The organism is Rhizobium arsenicireducens (assembly GCF_964021225.1).
On sequence record NZ_CAXHYK020000001.1, the window covers coordinates 3,510,519 to 3,527,995 of the forward strand.

Below are 17,477 nucleotides of genomic sequence, written 5' to 3' on the forward strand. Positions count from 1 at the left end.
CGAACACCGAGGCGGATGATGGAGCGGATCAGGGCGGGATGGCCATTCGCGGCCTCGGCGCTGGAGTGGATCCAGCGCCACGGCTTGGGAATACGATGCGACTGACGCAACGCCAAAGGCTGGTCTATCTCTATCTCGCGGAAGCGTGCCGGCGGGTTCTCTGCGTTCTTGCGCCACCACGGGCGCTGTCGATCGGTCTGCCAGGTGCTGCGCCGGGACGGCTGATTGTTGCCCCGACCGATCTGCGTGCTATCGATCCTTTTGTCGCGGAAGAAATCTACCAGGGACGCTTTCCCCTTGCCGGGCGGGTCCTCGATGCCGGCAACCAGTCGCCTTTTCTGCTGGAATTGCCCTCCCATCATTTCGCCGTGCGGCTCCATGCCTTTTCGTGGCTGCGGCACATCCGGTCTGATAAGAGCGCTGAGGCCTGCGCCAATGCTCGGGCGATCGTCGACGACTGGATCGAACTGCACGGATCGCGCGTCGACGGCATCGCCTGGGAAGCCGATGTGATGGCTCAGCGAATCATTGCCTGGCTTTCCCATTCGACCGTAGTGCTTCAGGATGCCGACAGCGGCTTTTACCGGCGCTTCCTGTCCAGTCTTTCCTTCCAGGTTCGCTATTTGCGTCGGCGTGCGCGATACGCGCCGGCAGGTCTTCCGCGCCTCAGGCTGCGCATCGCGCTTGCCATGGCCTCGATCTCGATGGAAGCGCGGCCCTCGACGATCAGACGGGCGGCACGTGAGCTCAACCGGGAGATCGATCGGCAAATCCTGCCGGACGGTGGACATGTGTCGCGCAATCCGCAGGCGGCGGTCGACCTGTTGTTCGACCTTTTGCCACTCAGACAGACCTATATCAATCTCGGCCATGATGTGCCGGTGAAGCTGATCCCGGCGATCGACCGGATGTATCCGGCAATCCGCTTTTTCCGGCATCAGAGCGGAGACCTCGGCCTGTTCAACGGGGCAAGTTCCACGCTCGCCAACGACCTGATGTCGGTGCTGCGGTACGACGAAACCGCTGGCCAGCCGTTCAAGGCGTTGCCCCATTCGCAATATCAACGGATGGCTTCTGGCGGTACGGTACTTCTGGCGGACACCGGCCTGCCGATTTCCGCCGACCTTTCGCGAACCGCCCATGCTGGCAGCTTGTCGTTCGAACTGTCCTCGGGTCGGCATCGCTTCATCATCAACAGTGGTTCGCCGCGGTTTGCCGGCGAAAAGCTCAGGCAGCTGGCGCGCACCACGGCTGCCCATTCCACCGTTTGCATCGGCACGGCTTCCTCGGCGCGATTTTCTCAGTCCGATTTTCTTGGGCCGGTGATGGTGGCCGGCGTGTCGAAGGTTGATGTTTCGCGTCAGACCGGGCCTGACGGGAGCGACCGCCTCTGCGCCAGCCATGACGGCTATCTGACGAAGTTCGGTCTGCTTCACGAGCGCGAGATCCGCCTCAACGAGACGGGCAACAAGATTGCTGGACGGGACCGGTTCTTGGAGCCTGATGGCACGCCCTCGACCGTAGCCCCGCCAGAGCCGGCGGTTGCCCGCTTTCATATTCATCCGGCAATCACGCTCGAGCGTATCGACGAGCGCAAGGTCCGCATGCTGGCGCAGGACGGCGAGAGCTGGACATTTTCGATCCCGGCAGGAGAACTTGCGATCGGCGAGGATATCTTTTTTGCCGATGCCTCGGGTGTTCGTCCGTCGCAACAGCTGGAGGTGGCCTTTCAAGGCCCGGAAATACGCTGGTTTCTCGCCCATCACGCATAGAATGGTTCCATCCGCGGGGAAGCTGTGCTAGGCGGCGGCATCGCGCTCGCGATCTCCCTTCTTCATGCGGCGCGGCAGTTCAGATCGGAGCAGAACCATGGCCGTCGTATCCAAGAAAATCCCCGTTCCCGACCGCGTCAGAATCCGCACCGCCTTGCTTTCGGTTTCCGACAAGAGCGGCATTGCGGAACTGGCGCAGGCGCTGAATGCCATGGGCGTAAAGCTTCTGTCGACCGGCGGCACGCACAAGGCGATCGCCGCGGCCGGTCTGCCGGTCACCGACGTCTCCGAAGTCACGGGTTTCCCGGAGATCATGGATGGCCGTGTCAAGACGCTGCATCCGAACGTGCATGGTGGCCTGCTGGCAATCCGTGACGACGAGGACCATGTCGCCGCAATGCGCCAGCATGGCATCGAGAGCATCGATCTTGCCGTCATCAATCTCTATCCCTTCGAGGAAGTCCGCGCCGCCGGCGGCGATTATCCGACGACCGTCGAGAACATCGATATCGGCGGCCCGGCAATGATACGTGCCTCGGCCAAGAATCATGCCTACGTCACCGTGCTGACTGATCCGTCGGACTACCCGGCCCTGTTGGACGCTCTCAAGGCCGACGATTGCCAGACGACCTATGCGCTGCGCCAGCAGTTCGCCGCCAAGGCTTTTGCCCGCACCGCCGCCTATGACTCGGTGATCTCCAACTGGTTCGCAGAGGCCCTGTCGATTGACATGCCGCAGTATCGCGCCATTGGCGGTTCCCTCAGGGAAGCCATGCGCTACGGCGAAAACCCGCACCAGAGCGCCGGGTTCTATGTCACCGGCGACCAGCGCCCGGGAGTTGCCACCGCGACCCTGCTGCAGGGTAAGCAGCTTTCCTACAACAATATCAACGATACCGACGCGGCCTTCGAACTCGTCGCCGAGTTCCCGGCCGAAAAGGCCCCGGCCTGCGCCATCATCAAACATGCCAATCCTTGCGGGGTGGCAACCGGTCCGAGCTTGGTGGAGGCCTACAAACGGGCGCTCGCCTGCGATTCCACCTCTGCCTTTGGCGGAATCATCGCGCTCAACCAGATGTTGGACGCTGAGACGGCGGAGGAGATCGTCAAGCTGTTCACCGAAGTGATTATTGCACCGTCGGTCACCGACGAGGCCAAGGCGATCATTGCCGCCAAGCCGAACCTGCGGCTTCTGACCACCGGAGCGCTTCCGGATCCGCGCGCCCGCGGCATCGTGGCCAAGACTGTTTCGGGCGGACTGCTCGTCCAGTCGCGAGACAATGTCATGGTCGAGGACCTTGAGCTCAAGGTGGTCACCAAGCGCGCGCCCACCCCGACCGAGCTCGAAGACATGAAGTTCGCTTTCAAGATCGCCAAGCACGTCAAGTCGAACGCGGTGATTTATGCGAAGGACGGTCAGACGGCTGGTATCGGAGCTGGCCAGATGAGCCGCGTCGATTCCGCCCGCATCGCGGCGCTCAAGGCCGAGGATGCGGCCAAGGCGCTCGGCTTGGCAGAGCCGCTGACCAGGGGCTCTGCGGTTGCCTCGGAAGCCTTCTATCCCTTCGCCGACGGTCTGCTCGCGGCAATCGCCGCCGGTGCCACCGCCGTCATCCAGCCCGGTGGCTCGATGCGGGATGCCGAAGTCATCGCTGCTGCCGACGAACACAATGTCGCGATGGTCTTCACCGGCATTCGCCATTTCCGCCACTGATCGCGGATCGTCGCGATGGACAGGAAGAAGGCCCGGCAAACCGGGCCTTTTTCATGCTTCCAGCGGCTTTGCCGGATGGGCGGCGGGATAGGGCGTCTTCAGCAGAATGAGCAGGCCGCCCAACAGGAAGACGATCAGGCTCGCCATGCCGATGCGCGCCGATCCCGTCCAATAAGTGAGCAGCGAGAAGGAAAGCGTCGCCATGAAGCTCGTGGCGCGGCCGGAGAGCGCGTAGATGCCAAAATAGCGGCCTGCTTCCGCTGGGCTGACGCTGCGGGCCAGATAGGAGCGCGAGGAGGCCTGCACAGGCCCGAAGGAGATGCCGATCAAAAGGCCATAGAGAATATAGGCCTTTTCTGCCGGCGTCGAAAACAGGCCATCGGTCGTTTCGATCGGCAGGCCGATCAGCCCGAACAAGGTGAAGTCCGGTCCCGTCGAGATCATCCCGAAGGTCGCAGTCAGGAGGAGCAAGAGCGCCAGCACGACGACGAATTTCGATCCAAGCCACCGGTCAAGCGAGCTCGCCGCCACGCAGCCGAAGATGGCGATGACATTGAGGATGATGCCATAGATGCCGATTTCCATCGTATGCCAGCCGAACATCGCCGCGGCGAAGATGCCGCCGAGGATGAGCAGGCCATTGACACCGTCCTGGTAGAGCATCCGCGCGATCAGGAAACGGAAGATACCGGCCCTTCCCTTCATTTCCTTGAGCGTGCTTCCGAGTTCGGCGAGCCCGGAGCGCACCGCTTTGGCGAGCGGCTTGCCGCGGTTCGCATCCGGCGTGAAGAAGAACATGGGCAGGATGAAGACGAGGTACCACAGCGCCGAGATCGGCCCGGTAATCCGCGCGTCCTCGCCTGTCGCCGGATCGAGTCCGAACAATGGTATTGCGCCTAGAATGGTCCTGCCGGTGTCCGGGTTTGCCGCAATGAACAGGACGACGCTGATCAGCACGATCATGCCGCCGAGATAACCCATGCCCCAGGCTATGTTGGAAACGCGCCCCACATCCTTCTGGCCGATAAGCCGTGTCATCATCGAATCGTTGAAGACGATCGAGAATTCGGCGGATGTCGTGGCAAGGACCATGAGAAGGACGATAAAAGCGACCGAAGAGCCGGGCGTGGCCGTCCAAAGGAGGCAGAGGGCGGCGATCTTGATCATCGCGAAAAAGGCGATCCAGGGCTTTCGTGAGCCGGATTCGTCAGCGATCGATCCGAGGATTGGCGATAGCACGGCGATGATGATCGACGAGATCGTCGCCATGTTGCTCCAGGTCGCCTGGGCGGCGATCGGATCGCTGGTCATCCGAGAGACGAAATAAGGTCCAAAAATGAAAGTGGTAATCACCGTGAAAAAGGGCTGGGCTGCCCAGTCGAACAGCATCCAGCCCACCACGCCGCGGCTGTAAATCCCTTCACCGCGGCGGCGACCCATTGCATCTGCCATGTCGGTCACGCGAAGTCCCTTCCTCGATACCCCGAGGCGAAGACTGTCATCTTGACCAGTCGTTCGCAAGATCGCTTAACAAGCCAGCGGCGACGGTGATCTTTGCCAGGCTGGCCTCGTTCGTCTCGCTTAGCGCTGCGAGCTCGCGCCCGACATGCTCGACCCGTTGACGAGCAGCCGCAATCCACGCCGCGACGGGCTGTTTTGCTCCGCCATGGTGGGTGAAGGCAGAGACGACGATGTTGCGCCGTGCCGCGGCGATCTGATCGAGGCTGCGGGCCAGTGCCAGGCTTTCATAGTGATCGCTGCTGACGATCCGGCTGCCGGCAACAAGGATCCGGTCGACGCGGAAGACATCGGAGATGGCGAAGAAGCCTTCGATGACCCGCGATAGCGGGGCCTGCGTGCGCGCGGCGATCTGCATCACCTCCGGCACGAGCAGGAGGGTGAGTAGACCAACGACCTCTTCGGCCAACTCGGCGGGAGCGCCCGCCTCCAGCAGTTCCGTGACCTCGTTTTCCAGCATGGCCCGCAGGTTGGCCGGAAGCGTCGCATCGAAGGTCTGCTTGGCGGATTTGACCGCGATCTTCAGCCGCGTCAATGCATCGGAAAGGTCGCCGCTCGTCATGCCGGTCTCGACCAGAACGCGGGTAACCCCCGTATAGACGCGTGCGGCGAGCGCATGAAGCCTGTTCTGGGTTTCGCCGGGGATTCTGGCGTCGAGGGCGTCGATCTTTTCCCAAATCACCGGCAGTTGCAGTCCGTCGCGGGTGATCAGCGCGGCCTTGACGATCTCCGGCGGTAGCGCGCCCGTGGCATCGCCAATGGCGGCGATAAATCCTGGGCCGCCGCGGTTGATCACGTGGTTCGCCAGCACGGTTGAGATGATTTCGCGATGCAGCCGGTGTCCGGCTATGTCTGCCGCATAGGTCTTGCGCATGCGGGCCGGGAAGTAGTTGGTGAGCGCGCTCTCGCAATAGGGATCGTCCGGCAGATCGGATGCGACCAGTTGGTCGAACAGCACGATCTTGGCGTAGGACAACAGAACGCCGATCTCCGGGCGGGTCAGCGGCTTGCCGGACGCGTAGCGCTCGGCAAGTGTCGGATTGTCCGGCAAGGTTTCCACCTTGCGGTTCAAACGGCCGAGTTCTTCGAGATAGTTCATCAGGCGGCCGAGTTCTTCGCGATTGGCAGCGCCTTTTCGCTCCGTCAGCGAGATCGCCAGCGTCTGCAGGTAATTGTTGCGAAGAACCAGTTCGCCCACTTCGTTGGTCATTTCGGCGAGCAGCTTGTCGCGCTTGTTTCGGGTCAACCGCTCGTCGGCGAGTGCCGAGGAAAGGGCGATCTTGATGTTGACCTCGACGTCGGAGGAGTTGACTCCGGCCGAATTGTCGATCGCATCCGAGTTCAGACGTCCGCCGGCGAGGGCATAGGCGATGCGGCCCTTCTGGGTGACGCCGAGATTGGCGCCCTCGCCGATCACCTTGGCGCGCACGTCCGCGCCCGTCACCCGGATCCCGTCGTTGGCCCGGTCGCCAACCTCCGCATCGGTCTCCTCGGTTGCCTTGATATAGGTGCCGATGCCGCCGAACCAAAGCAGGTCCACCGGTGCCTTCAGAATTGCGCTCATGATGTCCGAGGGCGTCGCCACTGCCTTGTCGAGGCCGATCGCGGCAGCCGCCTCGGGCGTCAGCGTCACGGATTTTTCCGTGCGGGAGATAATCATGCCGCCCTTTGACAGCAGCGTCTTGTCAAAGTCCTGCCAGCTTGAACGTGGCAGTGCGAACATGCGTTTGCGCTCGGCAAAGGTTACGGCCGTGTCCGGATCGGGATCGATGAAGATGTCGCGGTGGTCGAAGGCGGCGACCAGCCTGATCTTCTCCGACAGGAGCATGCCGTTGCCGAAAACGTCGCCCGACATGTCGCCGACGCCGGCCACGGAAAATGGCGTCGTCTGGATGTCGATGTCCATTTCGCGGAAGTGACGCTTGACCGCCTCCCAGGCGCCGCGCGCCGTGATGCCCATCTTCTTGTGGTCGTAGCCGGCCGAACCGCCGGAGGCGAAGGCATCGTCGAGCCAGAAACCGGCCGCTTGGGCCAGACCGTTCGCCGTGTCGGAGAAGGTTGCCGTACCCTTGTCGGCGGCGACGACGAAGTAGGGATCGTCCTCATCGCGGCGTACCGTATCGGCGGGGGATACGATATTGCCGCCGACGATGTTGTCGGTGATCGACAGCATCGTCGTTATGTAGGTCTTGTAGGCCTCGGTGCCGGCGGCAATCCAGGCATCGCGGCTGGCGCCGATCGGCAGTTGCTTGGGAAAGAAGCCACCCTTGGCGCCGACCGGCACGATGACGGCATTCTTCACCTGCTGTGCCTTGACGAGGCCCAGCACTTCGGTGCGATAGTCCTGGGCGCGATCCGACCAGCGAAGACCGCCACGTGCCACCTTGCCGAAGCGCAGGTGAACACCCTCGACCTCGACACCGTAGACGAAGATTTCGCGAAAAGGCCGAGGTTCCGGCAAGCCCTCGAGACGCTGCGGGTCGAACTTGAAGGCCAGCATGGGGCGGTTCCCCACGGCGTAGGCCTGCTGGAAATAATTGGTGCGGAGCGTCGCTTCGATGGAGTTGATGTAGCGGCGCAGAATGCGGTCCTCGTCGAGGCTCGGCACCGACGCCAGCGCCGTTTCGAGCGTTTCGCGGCATTCCGCCAGCTTGCGCTGGCGCGCCTTGTCACCAAGTTTCGGGTCGAACGTGAGTTCGAACAGAGAGAGGATCGTTGCAGCGATAGCCGGATGCTTGTTGAGCGTGTCGGCGATGTGGCGCTGCGAGTAGACGAAACCGCATTGGCGCAGGTGCGCGGCATAGGCGCGTAGAACATTCGCCTGACGGCCGGTGAGCCCGGCTGTCAGTACCAGCCGGTTGAAGGCATCGTTGTCGAGCGTGCCGGTAAAGGCGAGAACGAAGGCTTCCTCAAGCAGGGGTCCTTGCGATGCAATGTCGAAGCCGCGGTCGCCCTGTACCTGGAGTTCCATGTCATGCAGCACGACAAGGTCTTCATTGCCTGTCCCTTCGTCCAGACCGATGTCGAAGGTTCGCTCGCTGATGACGTGGAAGCCCAGGTTTTCGAGGAGCGGGACGCGGCGGGACAGCGGCAGGTGGGCGCCGGCATGGAAGATCTTCAGATAGAGGAGAACCCCTTGCTCGCCGTCGACTTCATGGAAGGCGATAGAAATTGGCGCACCCTCACGGCAAGCCTGGATATGGCGCAGGTCTGCCACTGCGTCTTCAGGGCTGAAGGCCTCCTGGAAGGCCTGGGTGACCGCGAGCTGAGGCGCATCGTCTCCGGCGAGCGTGGTAAACCGGTCGAGCCAGCGTGCCGTGATCTCCCGCACGGCCTGTTCCAGCCGGGCCTGGGCGATGCGTGGGGTCTTTCCCTCGGACCGGCCGATGATGATGTGCACGCGCGCCACGCCGCCCTCGGGGAAAGCCGGATAATAGGCTGAGACATGGCCATCGTAGACCGTCTTGAAATAGGCGCCGATCTTCTCACGGATCGATGAATTATAGTCCTCCCGCGGTACATAGACGATCAGAGACACGAAGCGGTCGAACTGGTCGATGCGCGGCAGCACGCGCACGCGGGGGCGCTCCGCGAGATCATTGATCTGCTCTGAGAATTTGGCCAAAAGGTCAGTGTCGATCTGGAACAGATCGTCACGCGGATAGGATTCCAGCGTGTTTTCCAGGATACGGCCAGAATGGCTCTGCGGGTCGAAGCCGAAATGGCTGATCACCTTTTCAACCTTGGCACGCAAGAGCGGGATCTGGTTGACCGAGCGGGTATAGGCGGTCGCCGTAAACAGGCCGACGATGCGAAGCTCGCCGGTTACCTTGCCGTCAGGCCCGAAGCGCTTGATGCCGACATAATCCATGTAGGCGCGCCGGTGGACTACTGATTTCACATTGGCCTTGGTTACGATAAGGAAGTCCGGGCCCTGCAGGAAGGCGAGGATTTCTGGCGTCGTGGTCACCGCATGTTTCCCCTGGCGCAGGACGAGCACGTCCGGATCGGAGAGGATCCCGAGCCCCTGGCCATGGCTGCGCTCGACCTTGGCGTCGGCGCCTTCGCCGGAATAGGTGTATTCGCGCATGCCGAGGAAGGTGAAATTGTCCTTGCGCAGCCAGTCCAGGAAGGCGAGGGCTTCGTCACGATCGGCCTTGCGGCGTCCGGCGATGGTGGTTGAAAGTTCCTGTATCGCCGTGTCGAGCAAGGCGAGCATCGGCTTCCAGTCGTTGAAGGCGAGTTTGACACTGGCGAGCACAGTGAGAAGATTTTCCTCAAGCGCTCGCGACTGTTCAGGGTTAAGCGGCGCGAGATGGATCTGCATGTAGCTGATCCGGGTTGCCCCTTCTGCCTCGTGTTCCGGCATGGACAGGCTGATCTCCCCGCCTGGCGCCAGTGTCAAGATCGGGTGAACCGCCATGGCAATGTCGCGGTGAAGGCTTGTCACTTCGCCCATCACCGAATCATAGAGGAACGCCTTGTTGCGATCGACGATCGAGAGGATGCTGACGGGCATGCCGCCAGGCGTCACCTCTGGTGTCGTCTCAATTGTGATGCGCGGTGCTTTGCCGTCCCAGGCTGCCAGATCGCCGGCCGCACGCACAGCGGAGAAGGCCAGCATTTCCGGGGTATAGAGATCGAGATCGTCATTGCTGGCGCGACCAAAGAGAATTCCAGGGTCGACGAATACCTCGCCGTTGGCCACCGCTATGCGCCGTGCGCTCTCGAACTGCTGCTCTCTCCGGGATTTCCTGCTCGCGACCATTGTTCACTCCCTCAATGCCATCCGCATGTTGCACGCTTGTACAATAAAATCTCTTGCCAAGACATGTATGCTTTTCCAATTCCGATGGAAATTTGCGGCGGTTCGTTGCGCGATAACTAGGATGCACAGATTGACAGCCGCGGCCCTTATGCCCGATCAACGACGCCACAATATGGATTTCAACCATGACAGAATATGCACCCGGCGCGGTGATCGTCATTTCGAGCCACGTCGTTCGCGGCTCTGTCGGCAACAGGGCTGCGGTCTTCGCGCTCGAGAGCCTCGGTTTTCCCGTCTGGGCTCTCCCGACCATCGTGCTGCCCTGGCACCCCGGTCATGGTCCATCGACCCGGCTCACCTTTGCCGAAGATGAATTTGATCATGCGATCGACGACCTCATTCGCGCGCCCTGGCTGTCCGAGGTGAAGGCCGTGTTGACCGGCTATTTCGGCAATGCTGCCCAGCCGCGTTCGGTCGCCCGTTTGATCGAGGCACTGCGCGAGCGCAATCCTGACCTTCTCTATGTCTGCGATCCGGTGATGGGTGACGTCGGCGGTCTCTATATCCGCGAGGAGACGGCCGTAGCGATCCGCGACGCGCTGATCCCGCTTGCTTCTGTCGCCACGCCCAACCGCTCCGAGCTGGAATGGCTGGTGGGCGGCACATTGTCGAGCAATGCCGAGATCATTGAAGCCGCCCTGTCGCTCGGTCCGTCGCGCATGCTGGTCACTTCGGCTGTCCCAATGATGGCGGGAGGCACCGGCAACCTTTATCTCAGCGGAAAACACGCCCTGCTCGCTGAACACAGGTTGATCGACAATCCCCCTAACGGCCTCGGTGACCTCACCTCGGCTCTCTTCCTGGCACGGCTCCTCGCAGGCGTCTCTGACGAGAGGGCCTTGCAGCTGACGACGGCAAGCGTCTTCGAAGTGCTGGCCCGCACTGCCAAGCGCGGGGGAGATGAACTGACACTCGAAAGCGATGCGTCGAGCCTTGCCACGCCGATGGCGCTCATCCAGATGCGCCGCCTCGTTCATCCGGCCCAGCGCCCGAAGCGGAGCTGAGCGCTATTCGCATTTCGGGTTTGCGTTCGAAGCTTGCGTGAAACTGTTGCTATCAAGGCCGCGGCACGCTAATCGGGAAGCATGAAGCGCTTCCCATCCACCCTCCTCAACGGTTATCGTAACTTCATGAGCGGGCGCTATGCCGGCGAGCGGGAGCGATATCGCATCTTGGCCGACCAGGGCCAGAAGCCCCACACTCTGGTGGTCGCGTGTTGCGACAGCCGCGCCGCGCCGGAGACGATCTTCGATGCCGGTCCAGGCGAATTGTTCGTCGTGCGCAACGTCGCGAACATGGTCCCCCCCTACGAGCCGGATGGCCAATATCACTCTACCTCGGCAGCCCTGGAATTCGCTGTCCAGGCCTTGCGGGTGCGTGACATCATCGTCATGGGCCATGGCCGATGTGGCGGCATCCGCGCCGCGCTCGATCCAAAAGGGGAACCGCTTTCGCCGGGCGATTTCATCGGCAAGTGGATGGGCTTGGTCAGGACTTCTGCCGAGCAGATCCAGGGCAATTCGGTGATGACGGATACCGAGCGCCAGACTGCACTGGAGCGCATCTCGATCCGCAACTCGATCGCCAATCTGCGGACCTTTCCCTGCGTGAAGATCCTTGAGGAGCGTGGCAAGCTGCAGATCCACGGAGCCTGGTTCGACATCGCCAATGGCGAACTCTGGATCATGGATCCGGAAAGCCGGGATTTCGTCCGTCTCGACGGGTGACTGAGAGACGCGCCAAAAGGCGCGCCTGAAAGTCTACGGTCCTATTGGCCGTCGATCTGTGCGCCGATATGGGCAATCGCCTGCTGGTAGACGGTGGCGGCGTTCCACTGCTGAATCGCGCGATAATTGGGCTGGCCGGGCTGGTAGCCGGCGCCCGGCTGCCAGCCGTGGCCGCGCAGGAAGTTGGCCGTCGAGGCAAGGGCGTCGGCTCGCGAGCCCACCAGATCGACCCTTCCGTCGCCATCCCCGTCCACGCCATATCTTACCACGCTACGCGGCAGGAACTGCGTCTGGCCAATCTCACCATGGGCAGCGCCCCGCGCGTTGACGGCCAACGAGCCATTGCCGACGAGTTGCAGTGCGGCGTAGAACTGATCGGTAAAGAAGTCAGAGCGACGGCAGTCATAGGCGAGCGTCGCCACGGCAGAGAGAATGTGCTCCTTGCCCATGAAGGAGCCGAAGCCGCTCTCCATGCCCCAGATTGCGATCAGCGGCCCAGCCGGCACGCCGTAGCGCTGTTCGATCTTGGCGAACAGTGCAGCGTTGCCCTTCTTCATGCTTTTGCCACGAGAGATGATGGTGGCTCCGCCGCGCTTTTGCATGAACTGGTCGAAGGAGAGCTTGAAGCTCCTTTGCCCGCGGTCGGCGCGGATTGTCGCGTTACTATAGGAAACACTGGCCAGGACCTTGTCCAGCACTCTCGGGCTCACGCCTCTCGCGGCCGCTTCGTTCCTGAAATCCCGTTTCCATGCATCGAAACCGGTGGCCGAATTGCCGCATTGCGCGGCATAGGCCGCACCGCCGGCCGACGAAACCATGGCCGCTGTGAGAAACGCCGCCGACAGGAACTTGGACAGTCGCATTTATTGCCTCGTATTCTTGCGATTTGACTTGGTTGCAACATGCCAGCGCGCACTGACTATGTCACGCCGGGTTCAGCTGTTTCGACGCTAGTTTCGCGTATCTGCCGATCACGAAATCATGAGCTTCGCCGGCCCCGCGCTCAGAAGCGCCGGGGCCGATAGATGGATGGATCAGGCCGCGGCCTTTTTCGGCTTGATCAGACCGCGATTGATCAGCAGTTCGGCGATCTGTACAGCGTTCAGAGCCGCACCCTTGCGCAGGTTGTCGGAGACGATCCACAGGTTCAGGCCGTTCTCGACGGTCGCGTCTTCGCGGATGCGGGAGATGAAGGTCGCATCCTCGCCGGCGCATTCGAGCGGTGTGATGTAGCCGCCATTCTCGTGCTTGTCGATGACGAGGCAGCCGGGCGCCTCGCGCAGGATCTCGCGGGCCTGATCGGCGGTGATCTCGTTTTCGAATTCGACGTTGACCGACTCCGAGTGACCGATGAAGACGGGCACGCGCACGGCGGTGCAGGTTACCCTGATCTTCGGATCAAGCATCTTCTTGGTCTCGGCGAGAACCTTCCACTCTTCCTTCGTGTAGCCGTCTTCCATGAACGCGTCGATGTGCGGGATGACGTTGAAGGCGATGCGCTTGGTGAACTTCTTCGCCTCGATCGGATCGGCGACGAAGACGGCGCGGGTCTGGGTGAAGAGCTCGTCCATGCCTTCCTTGCCGGCGCCGGACACCGACTGGTAGGTGGAGACGACGATGCGCTTGATCTTGGCGAAGTCATGCAGCGGCTTCAGCGCCACGACGAGCTGGGCGGTCGAGCAGTTCGGATTGGCGATGATGTTGCGCTTCCTGAAGTCGACGATGGCATCCGGGTTCACTTCCGGAACGATCAGCGGAACGTCGGCGTCGTAGCGCCAGGCCGAAGAGTTGTCGATCACCACGCATCCCTGGGCGCCGATCTTCGGCGACCACTTCTGCGAGATCGTGCCGCCGGCCGACATCAGGCAAATGTCGGTGTCGGAGAAATCGTAGTTCTCAAGGTTCTGGACCTTCAGAACCTTGTCACCAAAGGAGACTTCCGTGCCCTGGGAGCGGGCGGAAGCGAGCGCCACCACCTCGTTGGCCGGAAAGCCGCGCTCGGAAAGGATATTGAGCATTTCGCGCCCGACATTGCCGGTGGCGCCTACGATAGCGATCTTGAAACCCATTTATATGCTCTCTTTCTGTCTCTCCTCGGATGGTGAGGGGGGAGCCGCGCTTCAAGCGCGCCTTCCTTGTCCCCGGCCGTGCCGGGGAGAGAGCGGGGGCCAGAGACGTCAGACGGTTTTGGTCGTCGTTTTGGCCTTGGTCGTGAATGAAACGGAAAAACGCATATCCATCCCGGCGCCGTGCGCCGGGCCCGATCCGTCTGCGATGTGCGAGCAGAAAGAATACATGAGCGAATCCCTATTCCGGCCGAGCTATTAAAAGGTTTTGCGCGAAAGTCAAGCAAAAGCCGGGGCCGGATGCTGGCGGAAACTCCTTCCGTTGCTCGGATTTCGTGCGGACAAGCCGTCGCGGCTCCCGTGCAGTGAATGTCTTGTGCGCACGCCCGAGGATCGACGCTGATCTGGCGATGAGCCGCTTGAAGAGCCGATGCCGCTATGGAAGACTGGATCTATACAACTCGCGCTGCTGGTATTCCCATGACAATTACACTGCGAACCGCCTGTGCGGCAGACCTTGCCGCGATCACGCGGATCTATTCCGATGCGGTCCTTTCGGGCACTGCGAGCTATGAGCTTGCCCCGCCGGACGAAACCGAGATGGAGAAGCGATTCGAGTTAATCACGAGTCAGGGCTACCCCTATATCGTTGCGATAAACGAGATCGGCGCGGTGCTGGGCTATGCCTATGCCTCGGCGTTTCGCACGCGGCCCGCCTATCGCTGGCTCGTCGAGGATTCGATCTACCTAGCGCCGGAGGCGCGGGGGAAGGGGATCGGCAAAATGTTACTCGAGGAACTCGTCCGGCGTTCGACCGATCTCGGCTTTCGCCAAATGGTCGCCGTTATCGGCGGTGCGAGCCTCGCGTCCATTGCCGTTCACCGGTCCTGCGGGTTCCGAATGGTGGGAACGCTCAATGGCAGCGGCTTCAAGCTCGGCCAATGGCTCGATACGGTTTTCATGCAGCTCGCGCTGGGCGAGGGAGACACGACCCCCCCGGACGCGTCGCGTTATCCGGGCACGCTGTTTGCCGGTTGAAGCCTATTCGACGAGCTTCAATGCCTTGTCGAACACCTTCAGCACCTGTTTCAATTCATGTCCGCGCTTGAGGATACGCCCATCCGCAGCGACGACGGAGAAAGCACCTTGCTTGGCGGCGAATTTGGGGTTCTTCTCGATCCGGTAGAGAGGATATTCTCCCGAGCGCTTGAACACCGAAAAAACTGCCCTGTCCTTGAGGTGGTCGATTGCATAATCGCGCCAAACGCCTTCACCCACCATCTTGCCGTAGATCCACAATATGGCGTCCAGTTCGCGACGGTGGAAGGTGACGGGAAGAGGATCGAGGGTCTGGCGATAGTCGCGGATATCGACGACAGACGCTGCATTCTGCCCCTGATTCCCGATTTCCTCGGATCCTGTTTCCGACTGATCGCTCTTCAATGTTTTACAACCTCGCCTTTGTGACGGATGGACGACAGTCTGCCTCACGGGATCGAAATTGCAAGTCTCGGCACGCGGGTCCGCCGATGACCGTGCCGCCTGCGTCCGGCATTCGACCGCGCCCTCTAGGAGAGTTGCGGTCAAAGGCGAAGTTAAGGGAAGCTCGCGATGGGCCTTGACGGCGCGGAACATCCTGCCCTTCAACCGCGCCGCCGGATGTCGAACTCGCGGATCACCAGTTCGCGCATGCGCGTTGCGATCGGGCTCATCCTTTTGCCGCCGAGGCTGATCAGGTGGTATGGAGCAACCGCGATCGATTGCCGAACGTCGAGCTGCAGGAGGCCGGAACCCTTCGTCTGCCGGCAGAGCAGGTCGGAGACCTCACGCGACATCGGAGCGATGGCATTCGAGGCGGCCAGCATGGCGATCATCACCAGCAATGACGTGGTGTTGACGATGTTGGAAGGGATCGGCGCACCCTGAGCCACGAACACGGCCTCCAGCGCCTGGCGTACCGGGGCCCCTGGCGCCTGCATCACCCAGGGGAAATGAACAAGGTCGGCCATCGTCAGATCCTCGGCATTGGCCAATGGATGGCTTTGGTGCACGAGAAGATCCACTTCCTCCTCGAGCACGCCAGTGATGTTGAATTGCCTTGCATCGACACCGGCAGGGATGCGCCCCAGAACGAAGTCAAGCTGGCCGGAAAGCAGGTCGGCGATGAGCGGCCCGCTCGGCGCGACCTCGACGTGGATATCGGCTGTCCCGGCTTCCGTCTTCAAGGCCTGGATCGCCGGCACGACAAAAGCGACCGCACCGCCGGTGACTGCTCCGACGCGGACTGTGCCGGTCAGCCCGCGTCGGATCGCATCGACCTCGCGGGCGGCTTCGCGGATCTCCTCCAGAAGATTCTCGGCTCGCCGCGCCAGCGCGCAGCCGATCGCGGTAGGCTCCATGCCCTTGGGGGTGCGTGCGAAGATCGATGCGCCGACATGGCGCTCGATTTCGGCCAACATTCGCGATGCGGCAGGCTGGGTAATCGAAAGTGCATTGGCCGCCAGGCTCAGCTGACCGTAGTCGGCAATGGCGCGGATCAGGCTGAAATGCTTGGGTAGCAGACGGTTGGCCAGTTTCTCGGGCATGAAGAACATATCAATTACGGTATGCAGAATGTCAAACTAATCATTTGAACGGTATATCCGAAGGGCTATGACTCGGCTCGGATCAGGCGGGCCTCGTGTTGCCGCCGGTTCTTGCACTGTACGGTTGCCAGACGGAGCTGGGGCCGGACGATCAGCCAGGGAGGAATTCCGTGAAGAAAATTACCACTCTTATTGCGTCTGTCGCGCTGGGCATTTCGGTGTTCGCGTCGCAGGCAATTGCGGAAACGAAGGGCGTTGTTGGCATTTCGATGCCGACCAAGACGTCGACGCGCTGGATCTCGGATGGCGAGACCATGGAAAAACTGTTCAAGGAAGCCGGCTATCAGCCCGACCTGCAGTTTGCCGATGACGATATCCCGAACCAGCTTGCCCAGATCGAGAACATGGTGACCAAGGGTGCCAAAGTCCTCGTCATCGGCGCGATCGACGGCACTACACTGTCGGACATCCTGCAGAAGGCCGCTGATGCGGGCGTCAAGGTCATCGCCTATGACCGCCTGATCCGCGACAGTGGCAATGTCGACTATTATGCCACCTTCGACAATTTCCAGGTCGGCGTCCTGCAGGCAACCAGTCTGGTCGAAGGCCTGAAGGCCAAGTTCGCTGACACCAAGCCGTGGAATGTCGAGCTGTTCGGCGGTTCGCCGGACGACAACAACGCCTTCTTCTTCTATGATGGGGCCATGTCGGTCCTGCAGCCGATGATCGACAGCGGCGAAATCGTTGTGAAGTCTGGCCAGCAGGGCATGGAGCAGGTCGGCACGCTGCGCTGGGATGGCACCGTCGCGCAGGCTCGCATGGAGAACCTCCTGTCCTCGAACTATACCGAAGACAAGGTCCATGGCGCTCTGTCGCCCTATGACGGCCTGTCGATCGGCATCCTTTCAGCTCTCAAGGGCGTCGGCTACGGCTCGGGCGATATGACCATGCCGGTCGTCACCGGTCAGGACGCGGAGCTTCCGTCGGTCAAGTCGATCCTCGCCGACGAGCAGTACTCGACCGTGTTCAAGGACACCCGCGAACTCGCCAAGGTTGCTGTCTCGATGGTCGATGCCGTCATGGAAGGCAAAGAGCCGGAAGTGAACGATACCAAGACCTACGACAACGGCGTCAAGGTCGTTCCCTCCTACCTGCTCAAGCCGGTTGCCGTGGATAAGGCCAACGTCAAGGACGTCATGGTTTCCTCCGGTTATTACACCGCCGAGCAGATCGACAACTGACGCGCTGATTGAGCTGGGTCCGCGAT

General features: G+C 61.5%; 12 protein-coding genes. 6 read left to right on the plus strand and 6 right to left on the minus strand.

The genetic code is table 11. From position 1 onward, the window contains the following. Window positions 1-95: 95 nt before the first annotated feature. Window positions 96-1,772, plus strand: coding sequence for a heparinase II/III family protein (locus ACWPVA_RS17345; RefSeq protein WP_454288858.1), 1,677 nt, complete (start codon window positions 96-98; stop codon window positions 1,770-1,772). Window positions 1,773-1,869: 97 nt separating this feature from the next. Further along, entirely contained in the window at window positions 1,870-3,486 is a 1,617-nt protein-coding gene (purH, locus tag ACWPVA_RS17350) for a bifunctional phosphoribosylaminoimidazolecarboxamide formyltransferase/IMP cyclohydrolase (protein WP_454288859.1), read from the plus strand. A 51-nt stretch (window positions 3,487-3,537) separates the two neighbouring features. Here the strand turns inward: purH and ACWPVA_RS17355 are convergent, their stop codons facing one another. Beyond that, complete coding sequence (locus tag ACWPVA_RS17355) at window positions 3,538-4,938, minus strand: MFS transporter (RefSeq protein ID WP_454289632.1); 1,401 nt, start codon at window positions 4,936-4,938, stop codon at window positions 3,538-3,540. Window positions 4,939-4,984: 46 nt separating this feature from the next. After that, a complete protein-coding gene (locus tag ACWPVA_RS17360) occupies window positions 4,985-9,772 on the minus strand; it encodes an NAD-glutamate dehydrogenase (protein WP_454288860.1) in 4,788 nt (1,595 codons plus the stop codon). Window positions 9,773-9,957: 185 nt separating this feature from the next. Here ACWPVA_RS17360 and pdxY point away from each other — a divergent pair, with 185 nt between their 5' ends. Both pdxY and ACWPVA_RS17370 read left to right on the plus strand, forming a co-directional pair. Then, on the plus strand, window positions 9,958-10,836 hold the full coding sequence (gene pdxY / locus ACWPVA_RS17365; protein ID WP_454288861.1) for a pyridoxal kinase PdxY: 879 nt from the start codon (window positions 9,958-9,960) through the stop codon (window positions 10,834-10,836). A gap of 81 nt (window positions 10,837-10,917) precedes the next feature. Then, entirely contained in the window at window positions 10,918-11,559 is a 642-nt protein-coding gene (locus ACWPVA_RS17370; RefSeq protein WP_454288862.1) for a carbonic anhydrase, read from the plus strand. A gap of 41 nt (window positions 11,560-11,600) precedes the next feature. Here ACWPVA_RS17370 and ACWPVA_RS17375 read toward each other — a convergent pair whose 3' ends face one another. Then, window positions 11,601-12,422: a lytic murein transglycosylase gene (locus ACWPVA_RS17375; protein WP_454288863.1), complete on the minus strand. Its 822-nt coding sequence runs from the start codon at window positions 12,420-12,422 to the stop codon at window positions 11,601-11,603. 171 nt (window positions 12,423-12,593) lie between these two features. Then, the gene (locus ACWPVA_RS17380; protein ID WP_454288864.1) at window positions 12,594-13,628 is read right to left on the minus strand and encodes an aspartate-semialdehyde dehydrogenase; all 1,035 of its coding nucleotides are present in this window, start codon (window positions 13,626-13,628) and stop codon (window positions 12,594-12,596) included. Window positions 13,629-14,105: 477 nt separating this feature from the next. Here ACWPVA_RS17380 and ACWPVA_RS17385 point away from each other — a divergent pair, with 477 nt between their 5' ends. After that, window positions 14,106-14,663: an N-acetyltransferase family protein gene (locus ACWPVA_RS17385; protein WP_454288865.1), complete on the plus strand. Its 558-nt coding sequence runs from the start codon at window positions 14,106-14,108 to the stop codon at window positions 14,661-14,663. Between the two features lie 3 nt (window positions 14,664-14,666). Here the strand turns inward: ACWPVA_RS17385 and ACWPVA_RS17390 are convergent, their stop codons facing one another. Continuing rightward, entirely contained in the window at window positions 14,667-15,032 is a 366-nt protein-coding gene (locus ACWPVA_RS17390) for a DUF2794 domain-containing protein (RefSeq protein ID WP_454289633.1), read from the minus strand. Window positions 15,033-15,268: 236 nt separating this feature from the next. Next, entirely contained in the window at window positions 15,269-16,210 is a 942-nt protein-coding gene (locus ACWPVA_RS17395) for a LysR family transcriptional regulator (RefSeq protein ID WP_454288866.1), read from the minus strand. Between the two features lie 170 nt (window positions 16,211-16,380). Between ACWPVA_RS17395 and chvE the strand changes: the two genes are divergently transcribed. After that, window positions 16,381-17,451, plus strand: coding sequence for a multiple monosaccharide ABC transporter substrate-binding protein (chvE, locus tag ACWPVA_RS17400; protein WP_454288867.1), 1,071 nt, complete (start codon window positions 16,381-16,383; stop codon window positions 17,449-17,451). The last annotated feature ends 26 nt before the right edge of the window (window positions 17,452-17,477 follow it).

Coding starts and splice junctions, on each gene's coding strand:
- ACWPVA_RS17345 (WP_454288858.1), top strand. CDS start 96: ATGCGACTGACGCAACGCCAAAGGCTGGTCTATCTCTATCTCGCGGAA.
- purH (WP_454288859.1), top strand. CDS start 1,870: ATGGCCGTCGTATCCAAGAAAATCCCCGTTCCCGACCGCGTCAGAATC.
- ACWPVA_RS17355 (WP_454289632.1), bottom strand. CDS start 4,938: ATGGCAGATGCAATGGGTCGCCGCCGCGGTGAAGGGATTTACAGCCGC.
- ACWPVA_RS17360 (WP_454288860.1), bottom strand. CDS start 9,772: ATGGTCGCGAGCAGGAAATCCCGGAGAGAGCAGCAGTTCGAGAGCGCA.
- pdxY (WP_454288861.1), top strand. CDS start 9,958: ATGACAGAATATGCACCCGGCGCGGTGATCGTCATTTCGAGCCACGTC.
- ACWPVA_RS17370 (WP_454288862.1), top strand. CDS start 10,918: ATGAAGCGCTTCCCATCCACCCTCCTCAACGGTTATCGTAACTTCATG.
- ACWPVA_RS17375 (WP_454288863.1), bottom strand. CDS start 12,422: ATGCGACTGTCCAAGTTCCTGTCGGCGGCGTTTCTCACAGCGGCCATG.
- ACWPVA_RS17380 (WP_454288864.1), bottom strand. CDS start 13,628: ATGGGTTTCAAGATCGCTATCGTAGGCGCCACCGGCAATGTCGGGCGC.
- ACWPVA_RS17385 (WP_454288865.1), top strand. CDS start 14,106: ATGACAATTACACTGCGAACCGCCTGTGCGGCAGACCTTGCCGCGATC.
- ACWPVA_RS17395 (WP_454288866.1), bottom strand. CDS start 16,210: ATGCCCGAGAAACTGGCCAACCGTCTGCTACCCAAGCATTTCAGCCTG.